This window comes from Pseudoalteromonas sp. SMS1, assembly GCF_021530565.1.
Taxonomy (GTDB): Bacteria; Pseudomonadota; Gammaproteobacteria; order Enterobacterales; family Alteromonadaceae; genus Pseudoalteromonas.
This window is the reverse complement of record NZ_JAKGBI010000003.1, coordinates 62,232-87,226: the sequence shown is the minus strand read 5'-3', so window position 1 is coordinate 87,226 and position 24,995 is coordinate 62,232. Positions and strand designations below refer to the sequence as shown.

The following is a 24,995-nucleotide window of genomic DNA, read 5'->3' as shown; positions in this document are numbered from 1 at the left end:
GTCCTTTATTTTACTCGGCCCATTAGCTGCTTCGCTAATGGTGCCTTTAAATTGGTAAACAGGCTCATAAATAACAACCCACAACTTCGTCCAAAAGCGACGGTGCGCGAGTGGTTGGAGAACAACCGAACCAAACTATCCGTCAGCGTCATCACTCTACCGATATCGTGATCTCTCGCCACTTTATAAGCGCGGGTAAATGCGTGGCTGCCCCACTCGCTTACATCATGGTGATTTAGACATGCATTTAAACTTTGAATATCACGCACCCCAAGGTTAAACCCTTGCCCGGCGATTGGATGAATGGCGTGCGCAGCATTACCAATGATCACTACACGATGATGCACCACATCCGATACACGCCCATGTACGAGCGGATAGCTACTGCGCGTGCCCACGGCCTCGAAGACTCCGCCTCGATAGCCAAACGCTTGCTGTAAACGCGCTAGAAATTGCGTATCATCATAGCCCAGCACTTCCTCTAATGCTTCACGTTTCATGCACCAAGCCACGGAATATCGCCCATCACTCATCGGTAATAGTGCCATTGGTCCCTGCGATGTAAACCGCTCAAATGCTTCACCTTTATGCCCTTGCGCTACTTTAACGTTCGCAATAAGCGCCGATTGCTCGTAGGGAAAACTGTCAAATTCCATGTTTAACAACCCACGCGTAGGCGATTTCGCGCCGTCAGCTACAACGAGCAAACGAGTCTGCAAGGTCATATCTTCGGTGCCAGTCTCACGCGTTATTGTCACGTCGACATGTGTTTGATGCTGTGTTAATTTTGCCACGGTTGCAGGGCAAAACAGGGTGATGTCATGACTTTGTAGCTGTTGATGCAAGAACTGGCCATAAGGATTAACCTCGACCACATACCCCAAGGCATCCACATTATAATCTTGCGGCGCAATGCTTGTTTTACCGAAGTGACCGCGGTCAGACACATTCACCTTTAAGATAGGTTCCGCAAAGCGCCACTCTTTGCTAAACAAATTCAGTCGACTTAAGTAGTCGATGGACTGTTCAGCCAAGGCAATGCTGCGGTCGTCAAAACTTGGGTGCGCATTGGTTTTTGGCGCAAATGCCTCAACCACCGCCACACTGCAGTGTGGATGCTGTTTTTTAATACTGACAGCAGCGGTTGCACCCGCCATACCGCCGCCAACAATGAGCACATCAAAGTGTTGCAAGCCCAATACTCCCAAACTATTCAGCTAGGCCTTTTGCATCAGCGCTTCAATCTCTTGGATAGATTTTGGCACATCTACGGTTAAGTTTTCATAGCCCACTTGAGTGACAAGTAAGTCATCCTCAATGCGCACCCCGATCCCTTTGTACTGTGCTGGCACTTCAGCATCTTCATCAAAGTACAGTCCAGGCTCTATGGTGAGGACCATACCAGGTTCAAATGGACGGTCGGCTTCATCCAGCTTGTACTCGCCCACATCGTGTACGTCTAACCCCAGCCAATGACCGAGGCCATGCATATAAAATGCTTTACACGCTTGTGCTTCTAGCAGTTCATCAACTGTACCAGCCAATATACCAAGCTCCACCAGACCTTCCGTCAATATGCGCATCACAACATTGTTAGCCTGCACAAGTGTGCCGCCCGGCTTTACCTCGTCAAATGCAGCCAATTGCGCTTTTAATACCAAGTTATAAACGTCTTTTTGCGCGTCACTATATTGACCACTGACAGGGAAGGTACGCGTAATATCAGCAGCATATCCCTCTAGTTCACAGCCAGAGTCGATCAAGATCAAATCACCCTGCGTTAGGACATCACTATTTTCGGTGTAGTGCAAAATGTTGGCATTATTGCCAGATCCCACTATCGTGCCATACGCTGGGTAACGAGCCCCATGCATGGCGTAGTGATGGTGGATTTCAGCTTCTAGCTGATATTCAGTGGCACCAGGTTTGGCGAATTGCATAGCTCTAATATGAGCCTGCGCACTGATTTTCCCCGCTTGGCGCATGATCTCAACTTCGGCATCAGATTTGAACAAGCGCATTTCATGGATGAGCGGGCGAATATCTTGAATAATTTCAGGAGCGCGATAACCTTTTTTGGGTGCTCCACGCAGAGTAGACAGTACCCCCCAAATTTTGTCATCAAATGCGTTGTAGGTGCCTTGCGCAAAATAGAGCGTTTGACGCCCATTGATGAACGTCAGTAATTCACTGTCTAGCTCACTCAGCGCATAAGTTTCGTCCATGGCAAATTGACTTTTCGCTTTTTCAAAGCCAATACGACGACCGTGCCAAATCTCAGCTAATTTGTCCTTATTACGACAAAATAGCACACTGCTTTGCGCACCGCCTTTGTCTTTACTCAATACCAATACAGCGTCTGGCTCTTTAAACCCTGTTAAGTAAAAAAAGTCACTGTCTTGACGAAAAGGAAACTCAGTATCGCGACTACGGGTAATTTCAGATGCGGCCGGGATCACTGCAACCGAATTGTTTTTAAGGTTTTGCAGTAGCTTCTGTCGACGTGCGACAAACTCTTCATTTTTTATCATAATTAATGCACTGTTTTTGAGGTGGACGCGTCGCCTTGCTCTCTGCCCATTTCAGCGAAGCATAGCAGCGCAGACACACGAATATATTCAACCACTTCATGGAATGCTTGCTTGTCTTCTTCAGTGTCATCAAAGTGCGTATCCAACTTTGTGATTTCGCTAAAATCACTGATCACTTCTTTCACATCTGCCGACAGCTTCCCATAGTCTTTTTGTTTTAAACCAAAACCAAGTAAAAACCCAGATACCCAGGCCACAAGCGCATTGGCTTGATCGATGAGCGCCTCGTCTTCTTGTGGTAAATACACTTCGAAAGCGTATTCAGGATCGTTAAAGTGCTCCACAACCAGCTTGTAAAGCTCAGCCAAAAATACTTTTAATTCAACACCAAAGCCTTGACCATCATTAAACACATCACTGAGTAAACCTAAGTACTCTTTTTCATCGATGTTGAGGCCGCATGCTAGAATGCCGCTGATGGTGCCATGTACTTCTGAAGGTGCTACAAAAATACCGTGTTTCTCCAGCAATAACTGAGCTTGCTGATAGTCTTTTAATTCGATCATAAGGCTTAATTCTCATTCACTTGATAGCGTTAATGCTACCATTCGAAGTATAGCAACTCCAACGAATTGTCAGACTTACAGAGAAAAAACCCTTGTTTTACATCTAACAAATGTGGTTTGTATCATGGATGCACAACTTTTATGCCATGCCGCTATTGCAGTCTAATCAGTCGTGCTTTCATGCATCAAATCCCACTCTTTATGTACGTAAATTCAACAAAATCAGACCACTATTTGAGAAGTGTCGTTTTTCGCAGCAATTAGACGAGATTTTTTCAAATTTTGGTTTAAGCACGCCAAGATGTCTTATATACTTAAAGCGTTCCCTAGCTCGCCGGACAGTGGATTATGTCCCTGAGCCGATAAACTTTTGTAAGGGATGCAGTTTACTCACTTTTGCGCAAGCTTGGCAGGTACCGAGAAGCCTACGGTGGGTTGTTGCCTTCCGCCTTGAACCTTAGGGTTCAAGGACTTATATCCGCATCCGCGCAGCCGGGGACACTTCACACCTCTTCCCAATTAAATTTTCTGGTGGTACACAAAGAAAAACGCCCAAAGGTGTTCCCTTGAGCGCTCACTTTAGACGTGGATTTGCAGTATCTTAAATTGAAGATTTTCGCTTAACCGGTTGCGCATACATTGACAGCACAAATTCTTTCAACTCCTGTGGAATTGACTCAAGCGTGTCATTGAAACAGGCTGCTTCTTCATGGCTACTTTGCTCCGTTTCTCCCGCAGCTAAGTAATTACTAGAATGCAGGTGATAGTTTTCAATGATTTGTTTATCGATGATCTCTGCCAGCTGCTCTGGCGTTTCAAACTCATCATTAATCGGGGTACCAAATGCAACATGGACATTGCCTTTATCCGCACTAAACCCATCTATGATGCTTTTAATGTCTTCGCCTTCAGCTTTTTGGTATTCGCCAAACTGCTGTTTGTGATAAAGCTCTTTCGCCTTGGCCAAAGCACAAGGTTCATATTGATAAGAAATAGAAACAGGTACCACTTTTAGCTTTCTTACGTACTCTGCAAATGGCAGCTTGAGTCGTCTGCCATGTAATTGCAGCATTTTTAACAGGGCTGGATCGGTAAAATCGATACCATCTTTCGCGCGCCCTTCTTTTTGAGCAATCCAGATAGAGTGCCCCTCATCTAAAGAGTCATGGATATAACCTGACAATTGAGACAGCGCCTTGAGCATCTCTTTTGGCGCTTTTGCCGAGCGCTTCACAATGAAGCTTTTGTTTAACCGCATTAATTCCGTGATATAGGGCACCTGCAGCAAATTATCGCCAATCGCGATGCGCACAGTGGGCAAATTATTTTGATGAAGGCCCCAATTCATTAAAGCTGGGTCGAGAACAATATCCCGGTGATTAGAGATAAACAAGTAGGCACTATCTTTGTCTAATTGCTCTAGACCTGAATAAGTCACTTTATCGGTTGTGCGTTCAATTAGCATGGATAAATAGGTCGCAACCTCATTTTGAACGGCCTCTACATTATTGACCGTACGCCACTTTAATTTTAAGCGCGCACGCACCAATGGGCGGCTTACCTTGGAACAAGAGGAAACCCACTTAGGCAAATTATGCTCTGCAATAACATCCAAAAACTGCTCATCGGCTAACAGTCTAGCCAGTGCAGCCGGTACTTCTTCATCGTTATAAGGTCTTATATCTGCGTATTTATCCACTAAATTACTCTTACTGATCTGGATCGTGTGACAAAAAACAGCCTATTCTATCTCGCTCTCTGATGAGATGCTAAGAATATCAAGTCTGACCACACTAGTTAGCCAAACGTTGTTTCACGTCAATTACAAACAAGCGTAACATCAAGGCGACGAGTACTAAGGCGCTCATTTGGCCCAACCAACTAGGTACCACTTCATGTTCATGGCCCATCAAAGGGGCAACCTCGAACCCAAACTGTAGCACTAAATAGTCGGTCAAAAATCCAAACACGATAGCAACACCGATTACTGCGACGATATACGCCACAACGGCTCTGCGCCCGAGCTCTTTTGCCACAACACCGATTGTCGCCACATTGGTTGCAGGTCCTGCAAGCATAAACACTAAAACTGCCCCAGGTGATACGCCCGCAAGCAAAAGGCCTGCCGCAATCGGTGTCGACGCCGTCGCACAGATATACATTGGGATGCTGATCAATATCACCACCAGCATAGCCAGAATGCCATCCCCCCACTGTGCTAAAAATTCAGTTGGTACAAATGTTTGTACCAGTGCTGCGAAGAATATACCAATTAAAAGCCAAACCATAGTATCAGATAACAGCTTGTTACAACTAAATTTGGTTGCTTGCCAAAGCTTGTCGCCTAAGCGCGGCATTTGGGTTGTTTCATTCGCGCAACACGATGTCGTTACTGTGTCTTTTATTTCACTGTCACAACAACTGTTTATCGACTCTGATGCGTGCGAATGTGCATGAAGTGAGGGGTTTTGTGGTGTATCACAACCCTGAGAGGGCGATGACGCCGCTTCACAGCCGCTTACCTTGACCGACTCGGTGGCCGTTGCAGCCGTGTCGCAGCAAGCGACTTGCGGCGCTACCTCCGCGGACGAGGGCTTTTTACCGTTGCAGCAGCTAGACTCTGCACTGCCGATCTTCTGGGGTGAGTCTGGCGTACTTAGTGCCGTGTCTCTGCCTACCAATAGCCCAGCTGTAATCGCACTTGCTACCGCTGCGATTGGTCGAATGATGGCCATAAACGGGCCAAGTAATGCATATGAAACAGAAATAGAATCCACACCGGTTTCAGGGGTCGATACAAGAAAAGCGGTGGTTGCGCTTTTAGACCCGCCAGCACGTCTAAGCCCGATTGCAGCAGGGATCACGCCACATGAACACAAAGGCATTGGTGCGCCGATTAATGCTGCTTTGACGGTTGTCCAAAGCCCTTCTTTGCCGAGATGTCGCTGCAAAAAGTCTTTAGGAATAAATACGTTAAGTATGCCAGCTAAAAATAATCCAAGCATTAACCATGGTGCTGATACGACAAATAGCTGCCAAAAATTATCAATGAGCGCCATCTACATCCTCCAATGCGGTTAAAATGGAACAAGTGTCTGCGGGTTCACTACCACCACAACATTGGTTGGCAAGTAACGTGAGAGATTGTTCAAAAATGCTCAGCTGCGCAATGCGCGCTCTTATCCAGTCACGCTTTTGCAACGTCAAGGCTTTCACCTCTTCGCAACTGTAATGTTGCTTGTCTATCTTGATACTCAACAATTCTTGGATATCTTTCAAGTTAAACCCAACTTCTTTTGCACGAATAATAAACTGCAGTCTATCTACTGCGTGCGTATCATATAGACGATACCCAGAGGCACTTCTTTCACATGCGGTTAATAATCCTTGTTGCTCATAGTACCTTAGAGTGTCTGTCGACACATTTAACTGCTTTGCTAATTGTCCAATCCGAAACATACTCGTTGTTTCCTCTCTCATTAAACCATGCACGCCAAAAGCCGCTGTAACATGATCAACCAAAACCTGTTGCCGCAATGTCCCTACTTCCCTGTGAAAATGGTACACTGCCAGCTGGGTTTTCGAACTTAACCTTGTGAACTTTGCTAGCCTTGCAGCGATGGCGATACCTTTGACCATTGAGTATTAACATCGACGATCATCAACACTCGACTGTTCAGCATATTTCACGCTAATAAGAAGTATAAACCTTGGAGTTAACTCCAAGGTCAATAACGAGATAAAAATATGAATATTGTTGTTTTGGATGCGGCCACTTTAGCTGGCGTAGACTTGTCACCGCTCACCCAATTTGGCACAGTCACTACCTATGAACATACGACCGCTGAGCAAGTTTTCAGTCGTATTGAAGAAGCCAATGTGGTGATCTCTAATAAGGTCCAGTTAAACGCACAACACTTCTCCAAAGTATCGACGTTAAAGTTAATTTGCGTGGCAGCCACCGGAACGAATAATATCGATTTAGTTGCAGCCAAAGCTGCGGGTATTGCTGTGACCAATGTTGCAGGCTATTCGACACCTTCAGTTGTTCAGCACACCTTTACTATGTTGGGCAATTTAATGACCAATATTCACCGTTATGCTGACGATTGTCGACATGGCGCTTGGCAACAAAGTCCGATGTTTTGCCGCTTAGATCACAACATTAATGAAATCGCAGGCAAGCGTTTTGTGATTGTAGGTTATGGCAACCTCGGACAGGCTGTCGCGAATGTTGCACAGGCATTTGGAGCGCAGGTGATCATCGCCGAAAGACCGAATAGCAAAGATGTTCGCCGCGGTAGGGTGGCGTTTAAGGAGGCTTTAAAACTCGCAGACATCGTCAGTATTCATTGCCCACTCACGCCGCAAACCGAAAACGTATTCAACGCCAAGACACTGGCACTCCTTCCACAGCACGCCATTTTAATTAACACAGCACGCGGGGGGATTGTGGATGAACACGCACTTGCAGACGCCCTAAAAAACAAGCAACTAGGTGCTGCTGGTGTCGATGTCTTATCTTCGGAGCCCGCACAAGCAGACAACCCTCTCATTCAATACCAGGGCGATAATTTACTGCTTACACCACACACGGCCTGGGCAAGCAAGGAATCCATTGATAGGCTGATAGCAGGCATTGCTGAGAATATTGCCAGCTATCTAAATGGCGGCCAAACCAATCGTGTTGTTTAAAGCGTGACGCCATTTTAAAAAGGTGGTGTAAATAACCACATTTTGACTATTTTTGTTACTTTTTTGTTTTTAAGACACTAAGACAAGCAAGTATAAAATGTAAGATACTGTTTTATAAGAACAAAAAAACTGGCAAAGCATTTGCTACCTATTAAACAAAATAAAATACACATGGATAGCTTGGCATAACAACCCTATGTTGAGTTACAGAGGATACAAAAATGAAAAAACTACTTGTTGCAACTGCGCTTTTAAGCACCACTTTATTATCAGGTTGTATTGTGGCAGTTTCGGACGGCGAGATGCGCCATTACAATAGTAACTGGGAAGAAACACACAAAAGCAACCGTGAGAAAATCTCTCATCTAGCTCTGGGGACAGACTACCAAGATGTGATCAAACAGTTTAACACGCCGGATTTTACCGAAGCAGTTTCCAAAAACGGCCATACATACCAAGTATTGTACTTTGCAACGAACAGCAAACATTCTGATGGAAAAGTAACCAAAGATGAGTGCACACCACTGGTATTTCAAGATAAGAAATTGGTTGGCTTTGGACAATCTGCGGTCGACAATTATCTATAATAGCCGCTGATCCTTAATAATTAATTTCCCTGACTAAAGCCGCAAAATGCGGCTTTTTCAATGCAACCTCTAACGGTTGACTAATACCACTCTTTCTTGAAGTTGATGCGCTTTTACCAATGCCTCATCGGCTTGCACTAAACTTTCGGTTTGATCGCCTGAAAAGTCATCACTGACATGTACCACCCCCACACTGATAGTTACATGTGCACAGATTGGTGAACTATGGTGCGGAATTTCCAGTGCATCGACAGCCTGATGCATTGCAGAAGCCAAAGCGAGTGCCTGCTCAGCTCCCCGCTTGTTGATTAAAGCAACAAATCGTACTCCGTCATAACGCGCCACAAATCCATCCACTCTCTGCGTTATACTTTGCAGAGCTTTGGCCACTTTAACGAGACACTCATCTCCTGCACTAAACCCACAGGAATCGTTAAACTCTTTAAAATAATCTATATCCACCAGCAAGATAGATAGTGGCACATGTTGGTCACGACTTTGATACCAAAGTTGCGCCAAGGTTTCGTCCAGTGCGCGGCGGTTTGGCACTTCGGTTAATCCGTCAATATTTGCTAGGCGCTCGAGCAAATCATTCTTTTGTTTAATTGCGAGGTGAATTTTCACTCGCGCTTTCACAATATTTGGACTAAAAGGTTTCACAATATAATCAACCGCACCAAGCATTAATCCTCGCGCTTCATCTTGATAACTATTGCTTGCTGAAATGACTATGACAGGGATTTGATAACACATTGGGTCAGCTTTTAACTGCAGCAAAAAATCGAGCCCTTCATCATCAGGCATTAATATATCGACAATAATTAAATCAAACTTGGTTTGCGCCAATCGCTCAAATGCTTTATCGCTGTTGTCACAACTAATAACCAAATGCTCCTCGCTGAGCGTATTCTCTAGCACAACTCGGTTTAACGGATCTCCATCTAACACTAATACATTGGCTGATTTTTGCATTTAACTTCCTTTTATCTCAAATAAAATAAACCGCTTAGCTTGGATTAACAACACCCGTAATCGTGCACACTCGGCTTCAAAATTGTGAGTGGCTTCGTTTGATTCACCACGCTCAAAACAGGCACTTTTTGCATTTTGTCTCGCTTGGGCCTCAACTTCTTTTGCACATTCAGCCAGACGTAACAGCCCAATCCCCCCTGCGGCACCTTTTATACTGTGCGCAACGTCTGCAACCTCTATATCCGTCGTCGCGTTGGTCAATCGACTTACATACTCATCACACAGTTTAGCAAACTTATCGAGCATTGCTGTTACCAAGGATTGGTTTTCCATCAACTGTTTAAACGCAAATGGTTTATCAAACACATTGTGTTGATGCGTAACAAATGGCTTTAAGGCCTTACCGAGCTCAACGGGCGAAATGGGCTTCACTAAAAACTCGTTGACGCCCTTTGCAAACGCCTTTTCCCGTTCATGTTCATGCGCATTGGCTGTCAACGCTATCACTGGCAGAGCTTGTTTATCAAATACTTGACGCAGTGACTCGGTTGCCTGATAGCCATCAATGTGTGGCATGTATATGTCCATAACCACCATATCCGGCTGTAACTGAGTACAGATTTCTACTATGTCTTTGGCGTTGGTTAAAGCGACCACAACAGCCCCATGCTGCTCTAATACCGTTTTAGAAATATCCAAGTTGAGCTCATTGTCATCCACGACCAAACAAAGCGCATTTGACAAATTTTGTACGTCATCGGGTTCACTGTGGCTCGATTCCAATGGAGACAGGCACAGCGATTGATAAAATGCATGTGCTGGTAATTTAAATATTGGCAGCGGGATACTCACATTCTCAACATTCACGGTGTCGGGGATCACCAACCCTTTGCAAGCCACAGTGTCTGCTTCGCTGAAGTGATGACATAAATACATCAGTTCATCGAGATTGTCACAAGCCACATATGAAAACAGATTTAGGTGATGCAGCGCTTCGCCAAAGTTCGCAAAGTAGCGTACTTTATACTCTGCTAAGTAGGCAGGTTGGTCTTGACTTGATATCAAACAAATGGGCATGTCCCGATTAAACTCTGTCATGCGTTTCGTTTGCAACATAACTTCCAACTCGAAAGTACTGCCACAACCTTCTTCACTGCGTACTTCAATTTTCCCGCCCAATAACGCCACTTGTTGCTTTACGATCGCTAAACCAAGCCCTATCCCATCATGCTCTCTTGAATTAGACTCATTACCCTGTGTGAACGCATCAAACAACCTTTTTTGATCTATTTGTTTAATACCAGGGCCCGTATCAAATACGGAGAACGACAACCATTGCTCACCCGCTTTACCCCACTTAGACTCTACCTTTAGACCTACTTCACCACTGGTTGTGAACTTAACCGCATTGCCGAGCAAATTAACCAACACTTGCTTTAAACGCGCCTCATCTCCCATAAACTCTGGCCACACTGTCGCGCCCATATGCAACCTCAAAGCAAGGTTTTTAGCATCACTCAAAGGCTGAATTAAAGCACTCAGGCTGTTCATTAAATTGATAGATGAAAACGCCTTGTGATTCAGTTTACCGCGCCCCCCTTCTAAGCGAGCAAAGCTCAGAATGTCACTTAACATCGTCAATAACTGTTGTGCAGCACCTTCAATATGTGACAGCTTTTCAACATCTTGTGGCTTAGATAGCGCTGGTTTTAATATCCCAACCAGCCCTAAAATTGCATTCAAAGGCGTGCGAATTTCATGACTAATATTGGCGATAAATCGACTTTTTGCTTTATTCGCGCGCTCAGCATCAATTTTCGCTTGGGTCAGCGCGGTGACATTTTGTACATGAATAACAAAGTATTTAGGTTTCTTCTGCTTGTCCCACACCAATGAAATACTCAGTTGTAGCCAAATGGCGGGCTCAGTTTGAGCAAGACTGAGCACTTTGGCGCCTTTACGCTCCTCAAGGAGCTGTTGTAACACACTATTCAATGTTTCCAACTCTTCTGACTCAAACAAACTGCCAATATGGGCACCAACTTCGACGCCTTTTAATAGTTTGCGCACAGCGCGGTTAAACTCCAAAACGACACACTCAATCGATACCAACAATATGCCATTAGGCGCATGCTCGATGGCCGCTTTAAAGTTTTGTTCCGATGCACGTAGCGCTGTCATCGCTTGTTGTTGTTCACTGATATCTCGCGCAATCCCGAGGCTGCCAATACGCTTACCTTGCTCATCGAACAATGGAGAGACACTGACCAAATAAGCTTTGTCGTCAAAACTGAGTGTCTCAGTCAATGGAATGCTGTGGATTTCCATCGCATGCTCAAGATCGAGCAGATCAAAGTATTTTTGACTGATCTCGTGATGCTCTTTTGCCACTAAATCGCCTTGTGTGACCCCAATGAATCGCTCAAATGCTTGGTTACATCCAATAAAAGAGCCATCGATATTTTTAAAGTAAATCAGATCCGGCACTGAGTTTAGCACCGTATTTAACAAGGCGGCTTGGCGCTCCTTCGCTTCAAAGCTTCGCGACAGTGCCTGGCGCTGTCTTTGCACTTGTTCATCCAACCGCGCATTGTGCGACGCCATCTGCGTAATAAAGTTTTGCCGCTGTGAGACCACCCGTTTAATTTCGCTGAACCAAGGTTGCCAGTCTTTCGGGACTGGGTAAGCTAGGGTCTGCGCTTCCACTTGATCTTGCTTAGTGAGGTAATTGACAAAGTGTCGTAATGGACGAATAAAAATTTGTCCATTGAGCCAAGTAAAGGTGAAAAAAGTGAATAAGATAAACAACACTAAAAAGCCCACTTCAACCATCACTTCAGCATATACTGCAGCCGTAAATTCCGCTTCAGATTGAGAAAAACGTAGGGTGTAAGGTGCATTTTGTGTATTACCTTGAAACTCTACCCCACCGCGCCATGGCAATCCATTTTCCTGAACTTTAGGGGTAATGGGCGAACTTCGCTCGCTGCTTTGAACTAATACCCGAGACTGTTGATCAACTAAAGCCAATGTCCCTCCGCTGAAAATCAACTTATCTAATAGCGCGGTGGCTTTGTCAGCATTGTAAATCAAGATAATATGAGACTTTCCGCCACTGCTGACAGGTTGTGTAATACTAAAATACTCATTACCAAAAATACGGCTGTGCTTGCTATCCGGTGTCGATATCACCCCTCTTCTTGGACTAAACCGCCCTTCCACAATGGCAGTCAAAAGGTGGCTTTTGGCATTGTCGCGACGCTTAACAAAGGCAAATCCATGTTCATTAAAATACGCGACGGCTTCCAATTCAGAGATCAACGCAAGTGCGGTATCAAAACTTGGGCCCAGTGCCATAACATGTAACCAGTGCTCGATCACGCGCGGGGAAGCTTGATAAGTACCTAACCCGATCAACTCGCCACCTTGCTCTGGTAATTGATGATAGTAGTAGCCTAATTGTTGACGCACTTGCTGTTGCACACTGTCATCTAACTGATATTTGATCGGCGTATCCAAGCCCCGTTTAATACTACCAATCACTGTGCTTGCTGCGCTTGCCGCCTGATCAACTTGCGCAAGTGCTGATGCAAATTGCACCTCATATACTTCATACTGGCGTTCCAGTTTAATATTGAAAAGATGAAAGCACAGGACGACAGCCAAAATTAAGGGAATAAAGAGCGCGACACAAATAGAACGACGGTAGGTTTTTAGTGGCAGGAATTCAGACAAAATGTCCATTAAAAGGCCCGTTAATTATTATTCCTTGTTTTTTGAAAGGTTAGCGAGCCAGTGTAGGATAAGCAAGTTAAACTCAACCGCATTGCTAAATTATGAGACAGCATACTGCTAGCTAGACAGAAAAAGCTACGGCCTGCGCCGCAGCTTTGATATTCAAGGCGTTGCTGTAAAAACCTCTATTGCTATAAGTTTTCCTCAGCAAACGAGGCTAAACGACTTCTCACCACTCCATTTAGATTAATCGTCGCACTGCCTTCAAAATCCTTAAAGCGCTCCACAATATAAGTCAGGCCCGATGTAACAGGGGTTAGATAATTACTGTCAATCTGAGCTAAGTTGCCAGTGCAAATCAATTTCGTCCCTTCACCGCAGCGCGTGATTATCGTTTTTAATTGGGAAGCCGTTAAGTTCTGGCTTTCATCCAAAATCACGACCGCATTTTGAATACTACGACCACGCATGAAGTTAACCGATTTGAATTGAATATTGGCTTTTTCCATAATGTAGTTACGGCTAGATATGGGGCTTTCATCATGCTTATGTAAAACTTCCAGTGTATCTGTAATGGCCGCAAGCCAAGGGGCCATTTTTTCTTCTTCAGTACCAGGTAAAAAACCAATACTCTCGGCAATTTCAGGGGTATTTCTGGTGACGATAACTTTATCGTAAATGCCTTTTTCGATGATCATTTCCAGTGCACTGGCGAGTGCCAGCAAAGTTTTACCACACCCTGCGGGGCCTGTGAGCACCACCAGTTCAATATTTGGGTCTAGCAATGCATCAAGTGCCATCCCCTGATACATGTTTTTGGGTTTTACTCCCCACGCCTGCTGATGAAGTAGCCGCTCAACACTGATGTCTTTCAACGTGACATATGATTCGTCATAACCAACCACTCTTGCGGCAAAGTGTTCACTGTCATCTACTAGGTATTCATTGTAAAACACCTCTGGCATCCGATCTTTGGGCACTTTATGCAAGCTGTAACGGCCTTGTTGCTCGGTTTGGCACTCCCCTACGGTTGTCCAAAAGTCGCCGTCAAATTTGTTATAGCCAGAAGTCAATAAATTGATGTCATCAATCAGTTGGTCAGTACGATAGTCTTCAACAAACTTCAATCCGACGCCTTTGGCCTTTAAACGCATATTAATGTCTTTGGTCACCAAAACCACTTTTTTGTCTGCGTATTGCTTTTGTAGCTGTAGCGCACAGTTAATAATGCTGTGATCGTTTTCATTGCCGGGTAAGCCTGAAATACTGTCAGGATACAAGTGATCATTGACGATTATGAGCTTACCACTGCTGGCAGGCTTATTTGGATCTCTTTGTACTTTTGGTAAATCAACCCCCTCGAGCATTTGCTCTGGTGTTGCGTTGGTTAACACATCATCTAGACTACGGATCGCCACACGCGCATCTCGACTCACATCTCGCTTGCGGTCTTTAATATGGTCAAGTTCTTCTAACACGGTCATCGGGATAACGACATCGTGTTCTTGAAAGGAGAGGTAAGCAAGGGGCTCGTGAAGTAAAACGTTGGTATCTAAAACATAAATTTTCCGGTCGAGGTCATCTTTTCCCATAGTGCATTCCTATTCGTCTGCAATTTCTATGAATGAACAAAGCACTGCTCGCCACACAGTACAAAGCTCTAACTTAATTTTAGTCTATTTGTCACAAAAGTCGTTTTTATGACAAAAGATTCTCAATCCTGTCCCCTATGACATCGTCCACTTTATTGGCACACACTAACACTCGGAGGACTTTTCTTAGCTCGCCAGTTCGTATATTTTATCTTCAATATCGGCAAACTTTGACTATGCTTAAGAACCAATATTGCGTAATCAAAAACAATCACCGATGAGTAAAATCACAAGATGTACAAGACACTGTGCAAAACCACCATAAATACCCGTACTAAGGCATATTTAATGTGCTTTTACAATCTTGAACAAGGCTTTGCTTCTCGGTAACATAGCCGCCTTTTTTCTGCGAAGATGAGAAAACCATGAATTTTTCCTTAGGTCAGCGCTGGATAAGCGATACCGAATCAGATTTGGGTTTAGGGGCCATTGTCGCCTTAGAAGGTAGACAAGTAACCATTCTGTTTCCCGCCAGTGGAGAAAACCGAGTTTATTCTGTACAAGAAGCGCCGGTTACTCGTGTAGCGTTTAACCCTGGGGATGTGATCCGCAGTGTTGAAGAGTGGGAAATGCGTGTCGACAGCATTGAAGAGCAAGGAGATTTACTTTGCTATCATGGTGTTCGTCTAGATACAGACGAAACGGTCAGTTTAAAAGAAACGTTTCTTGATCATTTTATTAAGTTCAACAAACCACAAGACAGGTTGTTTGCAGGACAAGTTGACCGATTCGACCGCTACACACTGCGCTACCAAACTTGGCAGCACCAATTTAACCGTCAGCAATCTCATCTTAAAGGCCTAATAGGCCAGCGTGCGAGCCTTATTCCACATCAGCTATACATCGCGGACGAAGTGGGTCAACGATTCGCACCTCGTGTTTTACTGTCGGACGAAGTCGGCTTAGGTAAAACCATCGAAGCAGGTATGATTCTGCACCAGCAAATCTTAACAGGTCGCGCTAATCGCGTACTTATTGTAGTCCCTGAAAGCTTGCAGCATCAGTGGCTGGTTGAAATGCTGAGACGCTTCAATTTACGCTTTTCTATATTTGACGAAGAACGCTGTGATGAAGCATTTGCCGATTCACCTAATGTGTTTGAAACAGAGCAACTGGTGCTTGTTAGTCTGGAGTTTATTACTAAAAAACGCCGCTGGTTTGAACAGGCAACGCTCGCCGATTGGGACTTACTGATTGTCGATGAGGCGCACCACTTAACCGTGGAAAAAGATAAGCCGAGCACGGAGTATCAACGTATTGCAGAATTGAGCCAGGATATCCCTGGGCTTATTCTACTCACAGCGACACCAGATCAGCTAGGTCACCGCAGTCACTTCGCTCGACTGCAGTTATTAGACCCTGATAGATTCTACGACTACGACGCATTTGTAGAAGAAGAAAGCAACTATAAAGCCATCGCAGATGCAGCCAACAAGCTGTTGCAGGATGGTAAATTGGATGATACCGCAACACAAACTATCATCGAACTACTTAAAGAAACCGATATTTCTGACCTATTGGCGCAGATCAGCCGCGGCGAGCACGATGCAAAACAAGAGTTGTTGAGCATGTTGCTCGATCGCCATGGCACGGGTCGCATCTTGTTCAGAAATAGTCGTAGTGGTATCGATGGCTACCCTAGCCGTCAGGTACATGCCTATCCAGTCGAAATGCCAAAACAATACAAGACCGCTATGTCTGTATTAGGCAACATTGGAGGTATCCAAAGTGCAGAAAAGAGTGCTTTACGCGCCCTATTTCCAGAAAAGATCTTCCAAGAGTTTGAAGGAGAAAGCGCAAGTTGGACACAGTTTGATCCCCGCGTTAGTTGGCTAATTGACAAGCTAAAAGAGCTGAAGCATGAAAAAGTGCTTCTGATTTGTGCCGAAGCACAAACCGCAATCAGCCTAGAGCAAACACTGCGCGAACGTGAAGGGATACGCTCTGCGGTATTCCATGAGGGGATGTCAATTATCGAACGTGATCGTGCTGCCGCTTACTTTGCTGACGAGTATGACAGTGCCCAGGTACTGCTATGCTCTGAAATTGGGTCTGAAGGCCGAAACTTCCAATTTGCACATCACCTTGTGTTATTTGATCTACCATTGAACCCAGACCTACTGGAACAGCGCATTGGCCGATTAGACCGTATCGGTCAGCTACATGATGTGAATATCCATGTACCTTACTTCAGCAACACAGCGCAAGAAGTATTACTTAGGTGGTATGACGAAGCCTTAGATGCATTTGAAACCACCAGCACGACGGGTCAGCTATTGTACAAAGAATTTAGCGAGGATTTATTAGAGTTCATTGGCGCACACAATTGTGACGAAGATGCGCTGGATCCTTTGTTAGAACAAGTTGCAAAGCAAAATACAATCCTACGCGCGAAAATGGAGCAAGGTCGGGATCGCCTACTAGAATTGCATTCAAGCGGACAGGGTCGTGCGGAGCGCATCGTTGATGAAATTGAGCAGCTTGATGACGATGTTATCTTGCCAGCGTATATGATTAATGTGTTTGATACTTTCGGCGTGAATCAAGAGGATAAAGGCGAAAATACCATTATTCTCAAACCAACCGAACATATGCTCAACCCTTCATTCCCGTGTTTAAAAGATGATGGTATTACCGTCACCTTCGACCGAGCTACGTCCTTGTCGCAAGAAGACGCACAGTTTATCAGTTGGGATCACCCAATGGTAGAAGGGGTGATGGACATGATCAGCGACGATGACTTTGGCTGTGCATCCGTGGCACTGTTGAAAAACAATAAACTGCCTGTCGGTACTTTCTTTGTTGAACTTATCTTCGTTGCCGAGACCTCTGCGCCTAAATCGTTGCAAATAGGCCGCTTTTTACCACCAACGCCAATTCGAGTATTGATGGACAAAGCCGGAAATAACCTGGCTGATAATGTTGCATTTGACGCATTTAACCAGCAGTTGTCTGCAGTTGGTCGCCAGACAGCGAGTAAGCTTGCCAATGCACTACAATCAGGGATCCACCCGCTGATTGCCAAAGCAAACGAGCTTGCGAATCAGCAACTGGAGACTTTGCAATCAGAAGCACAAAGCACTATGCAATCACGTCTAGAAGAAGAGCAAGACCGCCTAAGTGCGCTTAAAGCAATCAATCCGAATATTCGTGATGAAGAAGTTCAGGTATTTGATAAGCAAAAAGCACAACTAAGTGAACATATTGCCAAAGCGCAGGTAAAACTGGACGCCATTCGCCTCATCGTGGTGTCTAACCAGTAAGCATAGAAAATATGACAAGGTAACGGCCTGTTGTGTCGTTACCTTGTTTGTCCTCCATTCCCTACTCTACCCATAGATAAACCAATTCTTTTTTATTATTTATTTCATATCAAAACCGTTGTTTATCCTACCTACTGTTGATAGCTTGATTAAGATTTATACAATCAAGGAGACGATCAACAATGAAAACAAAACTAACAACGGCCTTACTTCTGATCAGCATGCTGCTGCTGAGTACTGCGTCAATCAGGGCATTTGCTGTTTATAACCCGACTTTACTGGGTCACTACTTTTTAATTGACAATGATGTCGTTAATCAGGCCTACAAGCTGTCATTTAGGTCCAATAATCAGGTTACGCTTTCCGCAGAAGGCGATACATTAGGCCAGTGGCAATGGCTGCCTCAGGAAAAAATACATATTCAATTAACACAACCACTTACTCAATATGAAATACCTATCTCCGCGCATGAAACACATGCCTATCAGGTAACCGCATTGACACTCAACCCCTTAAACCTTGGACAAGAGAGTCACTATATTCAACATATACGAGTATGGCATAAAGAAACCCAGCAAGAGGTCAGACACTATACGCAAACAAACAGTGCGGTACTTGTAAAGCAACGCCAACTCAAACAGTGGCAAACTCAGTTGGTCAATAAAACTTGGGAAATTGAATATATTGATGAGGTCACGCATGTTGATACCCCGTGGTTTAACGCCCCCAGTACTGCCTCGGTCACATTTAGTGCGGACGGGACGGGATGGATACAACACTGGGATGACACACAAAGCGAGCTCACTTGGAACATAAAAGGAAAAAGGCTCATCCTTCACTATCAACGTGGCACCAAGCCAATCAAGTATGTACTCAGAGTATTGGATTACATCGATGATTTAGGCCTGCGTTTTGTAGCCAAACAGCGAGATAAAATAACTCGAAAAGCGCGATGGTTACATGGCTTGATGATCGAAAAGCAAGATGTTGTACTCACTCATGAGCAAGTTGTTGGTCAGTGGCATGTATCAGGTCGCTTTCACGACTACTACCCCGATCAGGTGGCCGTTGCCAACATTGCGCACACGGCATCAAAATGGTCTGTCGACCACCGAGGCCAACTGTATAGAGAAAAGCTCGATCACCCAGAGCACGGAACCGTGTTAAACTGCCCGGATGAGCGCTGCTATGTGAGCTGTCAGTTTTATTACGAATTACTGGCAAGTGTAGGTAATACCCTCTACGTCAACTTCTATTTTTACTCCGAGTTTTATCCACAAGGCCCTTTGAAAATGCAAGGGAAAAGAATCGTGAAGGTCATACGCAGAAATGAACTAGGTATCGACGCGTTTTCCGAAAGTTTCTTAGGCTACACAAAAATGACCTTAGAATCAGGCGGCACCAGTACACCCTACCTCTTTAGCATGATGCCCACCCCTGATGGACATACAACCTCAGACGTGACAACGCCCCAGGGAACAGGGACGTTCTCCATCATCGAAGGAAAGCTGCACACGGTGATTGAGCAACAGGAAATGGTATTTGAATTGACCCATTTTGAACGCGATAAGGTGACAGTATGTCAATACCCTGCGGGACAAAGCTGTCAAAGCGGCAGGATGGGGGTTTTCAAATTTAGCCATGATGCAGGACCGACCACGCTGTAAATTGAGATAAAATTTGAGGGGATTAACCCCCCTCTATACTAGTACGAATATAGCCATCAATGACTGTAAGAGTAAACAGACTGAATTTGTCACGATAATCGCAGGGCGCTTAAAGCGCAGGCCATACAGTAGCCAAAAACCAAAAACGACCCAATATCCTAGCAAAAACGTCATCGAGAGCGTGCTTGCTTCTTGGCGATTTACCTCCGTGATAAGTTGACCAAGCAAGGCAATGCTCGCAATGGCACCAAACAGCATGCCAGCCATATCCCAATGGCGTTCATGACTAGATAAAAAATTTGACCACGTTAACCTTTTCACGTTCTAATTTCCTTCTCCAGCATGTTATTCCACTGCGAATAATCCGTAATTCTGGCTACAATTCTTGGGTGTGTTAATTGACAAAATTCACCAACCACCACCACGTCACAACCGGCTTCCAATGCCCCTGTGACGCCCGCATCAGAATCTTCAAACACCACACACGCTTGCGTGCTCAAACCTAGCTTCTTTGCGGCTAAGATAAACGGTTCAGGGTCCGGCTTGCCTTTTTTTACATCCTGCGCAGTAACCATGTCCTTAGGGATAGGCAGTTGACATGTTTGCATGCGAGAAATTGCATTGTCGAGATCGGCTGAGGTCGCAAGTATCCAAGGCAGTGACATATCGCATAAATAACTGATGAATCGACCCGCCCCTGCCACTTCAATGACATGCTCGGCGAAAGTCTCTTCAGTCTTTTCTAAGTTTTGTGCTTCATTGCGAATATCTAAATGTGGCACAAATCGTTTGATAAAATCCGCAAAGCGCATACCTCGCCCCGCAGTCAATACCTTATCTAACTCAAGATCATGCAATTCACACCAAGGTAAAATCGCCTTGGCGATAGCTTGATCAGAGTCCACTAAAGTGCCATCCATATCAAAGATCACCCCTTTATATGCAGACAGATCACAAAAACTTCCCATATCTCTCCTCCCTTTAAATATGCAAAATAATGAATACAAGCAAAATAAAATGCAAAAACAGGCTAACACATGCAAATAATAGCCTTGCCATTCCCGTAAGATCAAGTAAAATTCGGCAGAAAAACGCAGGAACGTGCACAATGCTCTTAGCCGAACGACATCAAATGATCTTAGAACAGCTTAATATTTACGGCAGGATCACCTCTGTCGATCTCGCCAAACGGCTCGCCGTCAGTGAAGATACGATCAGGCGAGATCTCAATAAATTGGGCGACCTCAAACTTCTTCGCCGTGTCCATGGTGGGGCATTAGTTCGCCAAGAAGATACGCCGGATTACTTCGATCGGTTAAGTACCCCAGACCCCACTAAAAAGCGCTTTATTCAACCCGCATTGTCTATGTTAGAGGCTGGCCAAACAATTATGATTGACTCAGGAGAAACCTGTCGTTACCTCGCACAAAACCTACCCGCAAATGTGTCCCTAACCGTCGTGACGGGCTGCCCCCTCATTGTGCAGGACCTTATGCAACACCCACAAGTTCAAGTTATTCAGCTTGGCGGGCGTATGTTTAAACCCGCGATGCGCACAGTTGGCCATAGCGCAATTGAGATGCTCCAACAAATCCGCTTCGACTTCGTTTTTATGGGTATATGCGCATTCCATGTTAAACATGGATTTTGTGTTAATTACTTTGAAGAGGCAGAGGTACTTAGAGCAGCCATCGAACAAGCGGACCGTACCGTGTTGATGGGCCCCCATGATAAACTCGATAAAACCATGACTTATCAAATTGTCGCCGCAGACAAGATCCACCATATCATCACCGATGCGGGGCTTCGTTCTGACGTGCAAGTCAGCATCAAATCGCAAGGTATAGCGCTATCGCTTGTCGACAACGATTAGTGCACTCACTTGCTTGGCGTTTTTCCGCTTGGCAGTTAAAATAGGCAAGTTTTGATCTATCTTGGAAATTCGCAGTGCTTCTAAATTACAATCCACCTCTCGACCCGTATATTGAGATCTTATATCAGGACGATCACATGCTGGTGATCAACAAACCCAGCGGGTTATTGACGGTGCCAGGTAAAGATCCCAAGCATGCGGACAGTGCAATCAGTCGCATTAATCGTGTTTACCCCATGGCTAAAATCGTACATCGCCTAGACATGGCAACTTCTGGGGTTTTATGTTTGGCCATGCATAAAGAAGCGCATCGCTTTTTGAGTATTCAATTTCAAGATAGGCTCACTAAAAAGCGTTATGTGGCCAGAGTACACGGTAAATTAGAGCAACCGACAGGCTCAGTAGACCTCCCCCTGATCTGCGACTGGCCTAATCGACCCAAACAAAAAGTGTGTTATGAATCCGGTAAACCCTCCCTCACCCATTTTGAGGTTATTCAACATGAAGCACACGCCACACGTGTCTCACTGACGCCCATCACGGGCCGCTCACACCAGTTGCGTGTTCACATGCAGTCTCTGGGACATGTTATTCTCGGTGATCGGCTCTATGCTCAGGGAGACGCACTGACAGCGGCACCTAGGCTACAATTACATGCTCAAATGTTGCAGATCAGCCATCCTATAAGTGGAGAGATGATGCATTTTGAGGCACCAGATCCCTTTTAAATCTGGTGCAGCTAAACATTATTGATTAAACAGATCGAGTGCACTTGCCGTCATTGCACGCACGCCCGTTTTTATGGCCAATGGATAATCAGGTGCAAATTGACTAGAGTGCAACGATGGCAATGGTTCGCCAGTTTGTTGAGCGCGCTGGTAGTCTTCTGGGTTGACACCACCCAACCAAAAAATAGTGATTGGCACACGCTCGGCTGTACGGCCATATAACCCAAAATCCTCTCCAGCCATCACAGGGTCAGATTTGACCACTTGCGTTTCACCAAGCTCCTGACGAATACTGTCGGCCACACGATTGGCCAAAGCAGGCTCATTGTATGTAGACGGAATACTCTCTGCTTCATGCACATACACGACCGGTGCCAGTGCATCGGGTAACCCCGCACTCATGGCGATGCCCTTGGTGAGGCGTTCAAGTGCTGCAATCTGTTGATCTCGCACCGTCCTGTCGTATGATCGCAGCGTCAACTGCAACTTCACTTCATTAGAAATAATATTATGTTTAGATCCGCCATGGATGGATCCAACCGTGATCACCGACGGTTTTAATGGTGAGATCTCACGACTGGTAATGGTCTGGATCCCAAGCACTATGCGCGCAGCTAAGACCACAGGATCTATGGTCGTATGCGGATAGGCCCCATGTCCGCCCTGCCCTTTAACAATGATGTCTACCGAGTCAACATTCGCAAGAGCATAGCCCGGAGATATGGCCACTTTACCCGCCGGAAGTGCAGCGCTTACATGTAGTCCCAGTACATGATCAGGCTTGGCAAACTGACTAAAAAGCCCCTCTTTGAGCATCGCCTTTGCGCCCGCCCCAACTTCTTCCGCGGGCTGCGCGACCATCATTAACGTCCCTTGCCATTGATCTTTGTTGGCCACAAGTTGTTCTGCCGTGCCAATAAAGCTGGTCATGTGAATGTCATGACCACAGCCATGCATGACTCCCACGGTATTATTATTGGCGTCTTTCACTCTCACCTTGGACGCGTATGGTTTCCCTGTTTGCTCAATGATGGGCAAACCATCGGTATCTGCTCGGATCATCACGGTGGGACCCTTGCCATTTTTTAGCAAACCCACCACGCCGTACCCGCCCACTCTTTCAGTGACGTTGAAGCCTAATTGCTTTAATTCAGCAGCAAGTCGCGCCCCGGTGTGCTGTTCTTGCAGCGACAATTCTGGATTTTGATGAAGATGAAGGTACAGCGCTTCTAGCGCTGGCATCGCCTGAGTAACCTGTTGATCTAAATTACTAGCTAAAACGGAGCCAGCGCTACAAAGTAACGTAATTGCGGTGATCAATGTTTTCATAAATTTATTATTATTGAATTTAGAAAGTCATATCAGAGTGCAAATAAAAGTCCGTAATTGCAACTATTTTATGCGATACCTGAAGGTTTAGGTAACACGTGCCACCTTTGCTGTTTTTGATCTACCATTTTGCTCGCCCTTTGCTAAGCTTAAATTCTCTACAGGGGGATTTTCATACTGTGAAAACAATAAATATCAAAGATTTAGAACCTGGTATGTTTGTTGTCGGCGTGATTAAACAAGCAGGCCACGTAAGGGTAAAAAATCAAGGCTGGGTAAGGGATGAAAATGGGATCCGGAACCTGATCCAATCAGGTGTACTGGAAGTCGAGATTGACCCTGACAAAACGCTTCATCAAAACGAAGAAGTAGACAGTGTCATTGAAGAGTGCGCAGAGCCGCCGCAAATTGATCCTTGGCACAAATCGGTACCAGTAGAAGCCGAGCTTGGACAAGCAGTAAAAATGTATGAGCAAGCCAAACAACTGCAGGAGAAGGCATTTACTGATATTCGTGATGGGCGCAAAATTGATGTCACCGAATTCAAAGAAACCGCTTCTGGCTTTATCGACTCGGTATTTCGTAATCAAGATGCACTGGCCTGTATCGCTCGTATCCGAGATAAAGATGGCTACCTTTTAGAGCATTCTTTAAACGTCTCAATTTTAATGAGTATTTTTGCCAAACACCTTGGCTTTGACAGGGCACTTATTGAAGAACTCGCGACTGGTGCACTACTTCATGACATTGGTAAAATAAAAATTCCCGATGAGATTTTACAAAAACCGGAAAAGCTCACTGAAAACGAATTTGCCATCATGCGCGAACATGCAAAATACAGTCATGATATCGTTAAAGAAGCAGGGCTAAGCAGCATCGCATCTGAAATTGCAGGATTTCATCACGAACGACTTAATGGCACTGGCTACCCCTTTGCCAAGCAAGGCGATGAACTCTCACAATTTGTACGTATGATATCGATTGTGGATGTCTATGATGCATTAACTGCCGAACGCGTCTATAAAATTGGCATGACACCCATTCAAGCTTTTAAAAAGCTCAAAGCCGGCTGCCCAGATGAATTTGATGAAGTGTTACTGAATCAGTTTATACATTGTATTGGTATGTACCCCGTGGGGACGTTAGTCAAGCTTAAGAGTCATCGTGTGGGGATTGTTGCAGCCAGCAACCCTGACTCACCTTTACAACCCGTGGTGAAGGTTTTTTATAATGCTAAAAATATGTTTCATGTTGAAGTCAGAGACATAGATCTCAGTGATAAACGGATTGATGATGAATTGGAGGCCGCGGTGAAGCCTGAGGAATTCGGGCTGGATTTAATCAAGTTTTTCCGCCATTCGATGCTGCCTTGACCATACCAGTAGTCAAGACAGCGA

General features: G+C 45.1%; 19 protein-coding genes and 1 other RNA gene. 8 read left to right on the top strand and 12 right to left on the bottom strand.

What is annotated here, in order from left to right; all coding sequences use genetic code 11:
- Nucleotides 1-5 precede the first annotated feature (5 nt).
- Genes ubiH through L1286_RS04100 form a run of 3 tightly spaced genes read right to left on the bottom strand, consistent with a single transcriptional unit; the run spans nt 6 to nt 3,097 of the window.
- Entirely contained in the window at nt 6-1,193 is a 1,188-nt protein-coding gene (gene ubiH / locus L1286_RS04110; RefSeq protein ID WP_235405645.1) for a 2-octaprenyl-6-methoxyphenyl hydroxylase, read from the bottom strand.
- A 24-nt stretch (nt 1,194-1,217) separates the two neighbouring features.
- Nucleotides 1,218-2,531, bottom strand: coding sequence for a Xaa-Pro aminopeptidase (gene pepP / locus L1286_RS04105; protein WP_235405644.1), 1,314 nt, complete (start codon nt 2,529-2,531; stop codon nt 1,218-1,220).
- A gap of 2 nt (nt 2,532-2,533) precedes the next feature.
- A complete protein-coding gene (locus tag L1286_RS04100) occupies nt 2,534-3,097 on the bottom strand; it encodes a UPF0149 family protein (protein WP_063355697.1) in 564 nt (187 codons plus the stop codon).
- A gap of 320 nt (nt 3,098-3,417) precedes the next feature.
- On the opposite strand from L1286_RS04100, the gene ssrS reads away from it, so the two are divergent.
- A non-coding RNA gene (gene ssrS / locus L1286_RS04095) (6S RNA) lies at nt 3,418-3,600 on the top strand.
- A 98-nt stretch (nt 3,601-3,698) separates the two neighbouring features.
- On the opposite strand, the gene L1286_RS04090 is transcribed toward ssrS, so the two are convergent.
- From L1286_RS04090 to zntR, 3 genes are all read right to left on the bottom strand, one after another.
- Complete coding sequence (locus L1286_RS04090; RefSeq protein ID WP_235405643.1) at nt 3,699-4,796, bottom strand: 1-acyl-sn-glycerol-3-phosphate acyltransferase; 1,098 nt, start codon at nt 4,794-4,796, stop codon at nt 3,699-3,701.
- Between the two features lie 94 nt (nt 4,797-4,890).
- Nucleotides 4,891-6,156, bottom strand: a complete 1,266-nt coding sequence (locus tag L1286_RS04085; protein ID WP_235405642.1) for an SO_0444 family Cu/Zn efflux transporter — start codon at nt 6,154-6,156, stop codon at nt 4,891-4,893.
- Complete coding sequence (zntR, locus tag L1286_RS04080; RefSeq protein WP_235405924.1) at nt 6,143-6,556, bottom strand: Zn(2+)-responsive transcriptional regulator; 414 nt, start codon at nt 6,554-6,556, stop codon at nt 6,143-6,145. The genes L1286_RS04085 and zntR overlap by 14 nt, the downstream gene beginning before the upstream one ends.
- A 288-nt stretch (nt 6,557-6,844) precedes the next feature.
- Between zntR and L1286_RS04075 the strand changes: the two genes are divergently transcribed.
- On the top strand, nt 6,845-7,792 hold the full coding sequence (locus L1286_RS04075; RefSeq protein WP_235405641.1) for a D-2-hydroxyacid dehydrogenase: 948 nt from the start codon (nt 6,845-6,847) through the stop codon (nt 7,790-7,792).
- Nucleotides 7,793-8,013: 221 nt separating this feature from the next.
- Nucleotides 8,014-8,379, top strand: a complete 366-nt coding sequence (locus tag L1286_RS04070) for a DUF3192 domain-containing protein (RefSeq protein ID WP_235405640.1) — start codon at nt 8,014-8,016, stop codon at nt 8,377-8,379.
- A gap of 69 nt (nt 8,380-8,448) precedes the next feature.
- On the opposite strand, the gene L1286_RS04065 is transcribed toward L1286_RS04070, so the two are convergent.
- The 3 genes from L1286_RS04065 to L1286_RS04055 all read right to left on the bottom strand — a co-directional run bounded on the left by L1286_RS04065 (nt 8,449) and on the right by L1286_RS04055 (nt 14,678).
- Nucleotides 8,449-9,351: a diguanylate cyclase domain-containing protein gene (locus L1286_RS04065; RefSeq protein WP_235405639.1), complete on the bottom strand. Its 903-nt coding sequence runs from the start codon at nt 9,349-9,351 to the stop codon at nt 8,449-8,451.
- Nucleotides 9,352-13,095 (bottom strand): hybrid sensor histidine kinase/response regulator, encoded by a 3,744-nt coding sequence (locus tag L1286_RS04060; protein WP_235405638.1) that lies wholly within the window; start codon nt 13,093-13,095, stop codon nt 9,352-9,354. It lies immediately after the preceding gene.
- 182 nt (nt 13,096-13,277) lie between these two features.
- Nucleotides 13,278-14,678, bottom strand: a complete 1,401-nt coding sequence (locus L1286_RS04055; protein WP_235405637.1) for a PhoH family protein — start codon at nt 14,676-14,678, stop codon at nt 13,278-13,280.
- Between the two features lie 425 nt (nt 14,679-15,103).
- Here L1286_RS04055 and rapA point away from each other — a divergent pair, with 425 nt between their 5' ends.
- Both rapA and L1286_RS04045 read left to right on the top strand, forming a co-directional pair.
- Nucleotides 15,104-18,001 (top strand): RNA polymerase-associated protein RapA, encoded by a 2,898-nt coding sequence (gene rapA / locus L1286_RS04050; protein ID WP_235405636.1) that lies wholly within the window; start codon nt 15,104-15,106, stop codon nt 17,999-18,001.
- Nucleotides 18,002-18,183: 182 nt separating this feature from the next.
- Entirely contained in the window at nt 18,184-19,668 is a 1,485-nt protein-coding gene (locus L1286_RS04045; protein ID WP_235405635.1) for a hypothetical protein, read from the top strand.
- 33 nt (nt 19,669-19,701) lie between these two features.
- Here the strand turns inward: L1286_RS04045 and L1286_RS04040 are convergent, their stop codons facing one another.
- Both L1286_RS04040 and L1286_RS04035 read right to left on the bottom strand, forming a co-directional pair.
- The gene (locus L1286_RS04040; RefSeq protein ID WP_235405634.1) at nt 19,702-19,989 is read right to left on the bottom strand and encodes a hypothetical protein; all 288 of its coding nucleotides are present in this window, start codon (nt 19,987-19,989) and stop codon (nt 19,702-19,704) included.
- Nucleotides 19,986-20,636, bottom strand: a complete 651-nt coding sequence (locus L1286_RS04035) for an HAD-IA family hydrolase (protein WP_235405633.1) — start codon at nt 20,634-20,636, stop codon at nt 19,986-19,988. The genes L1286_RS04040 and L1286_RS04035 overlap by 4 nt, the downstream gene beginning before the upstream one ends.
- A gap of 140 nt (nt 20,637-20,776) precedes the next feature.
- Here L1286_RS04035 and L1286_RS04030 point away from each other — a divergent pair, with 140 nt between their 5' ends.
- Nucleotides 20,777-21,541: a DeoR/GlpR family DNA-binding transcription regulator gene (locus L1286_RS04030; RefSeq protein WP_235405632.1), complete on the top strand. Its 765-nt coding sequence runs from the start codon at nt 20,777-20,779 to the stop codon at nt 21,539-21,541.
- 74 nt (nt 21,542-21,615) lie between these two features.
- Entirely contained in the window at nt 21,616-22,269 is a 654-nt protein-coding gene (rluA, locus tag L1286_RS04025) for a bifunctional tRNA pseudouridine(32) synthase/23S rRNA pseudouridine(746) synthase RluA (RefSeq protein ID WP_235405631.1), read from the top strand.
- Between the two features lie 18 nt (nt 22,270-22,287).
- Here the strand turns inward: rluA and L1286_RS04020 are convergent, their stop codons facing one another.
- Nucleotides 22,288-23,598, bottom strand: coding sequence for an amidohydrolase (locus tag L1286_RS04020; RefSeq protein ID WP_235405630.1), 1,311 nt, complete (start codon nt 23,596-23,598; stop codon nt 22,288-22,290).
- A gap of 179 nt (nt 23,599-23,777) precedes the next feature.
- On the opposite strand from L1286_RS04020, the gene L1286_RS04015 reads away from it, so the two are divergent.
- Nucleotides 23,778-24,971 (top strand): HD-GYP domain-containing protein, encoded by a 1,194-nt coding sequence (locus L1286_RS04015; RefSeq protein WP_235405629.1) that lies wholly within the window; start codon nt 23,778-23,780, stop codon nt 24,969-24,971.
- Nucleotides 24,972-24,995: the final 24 nt, after the last annotated feature.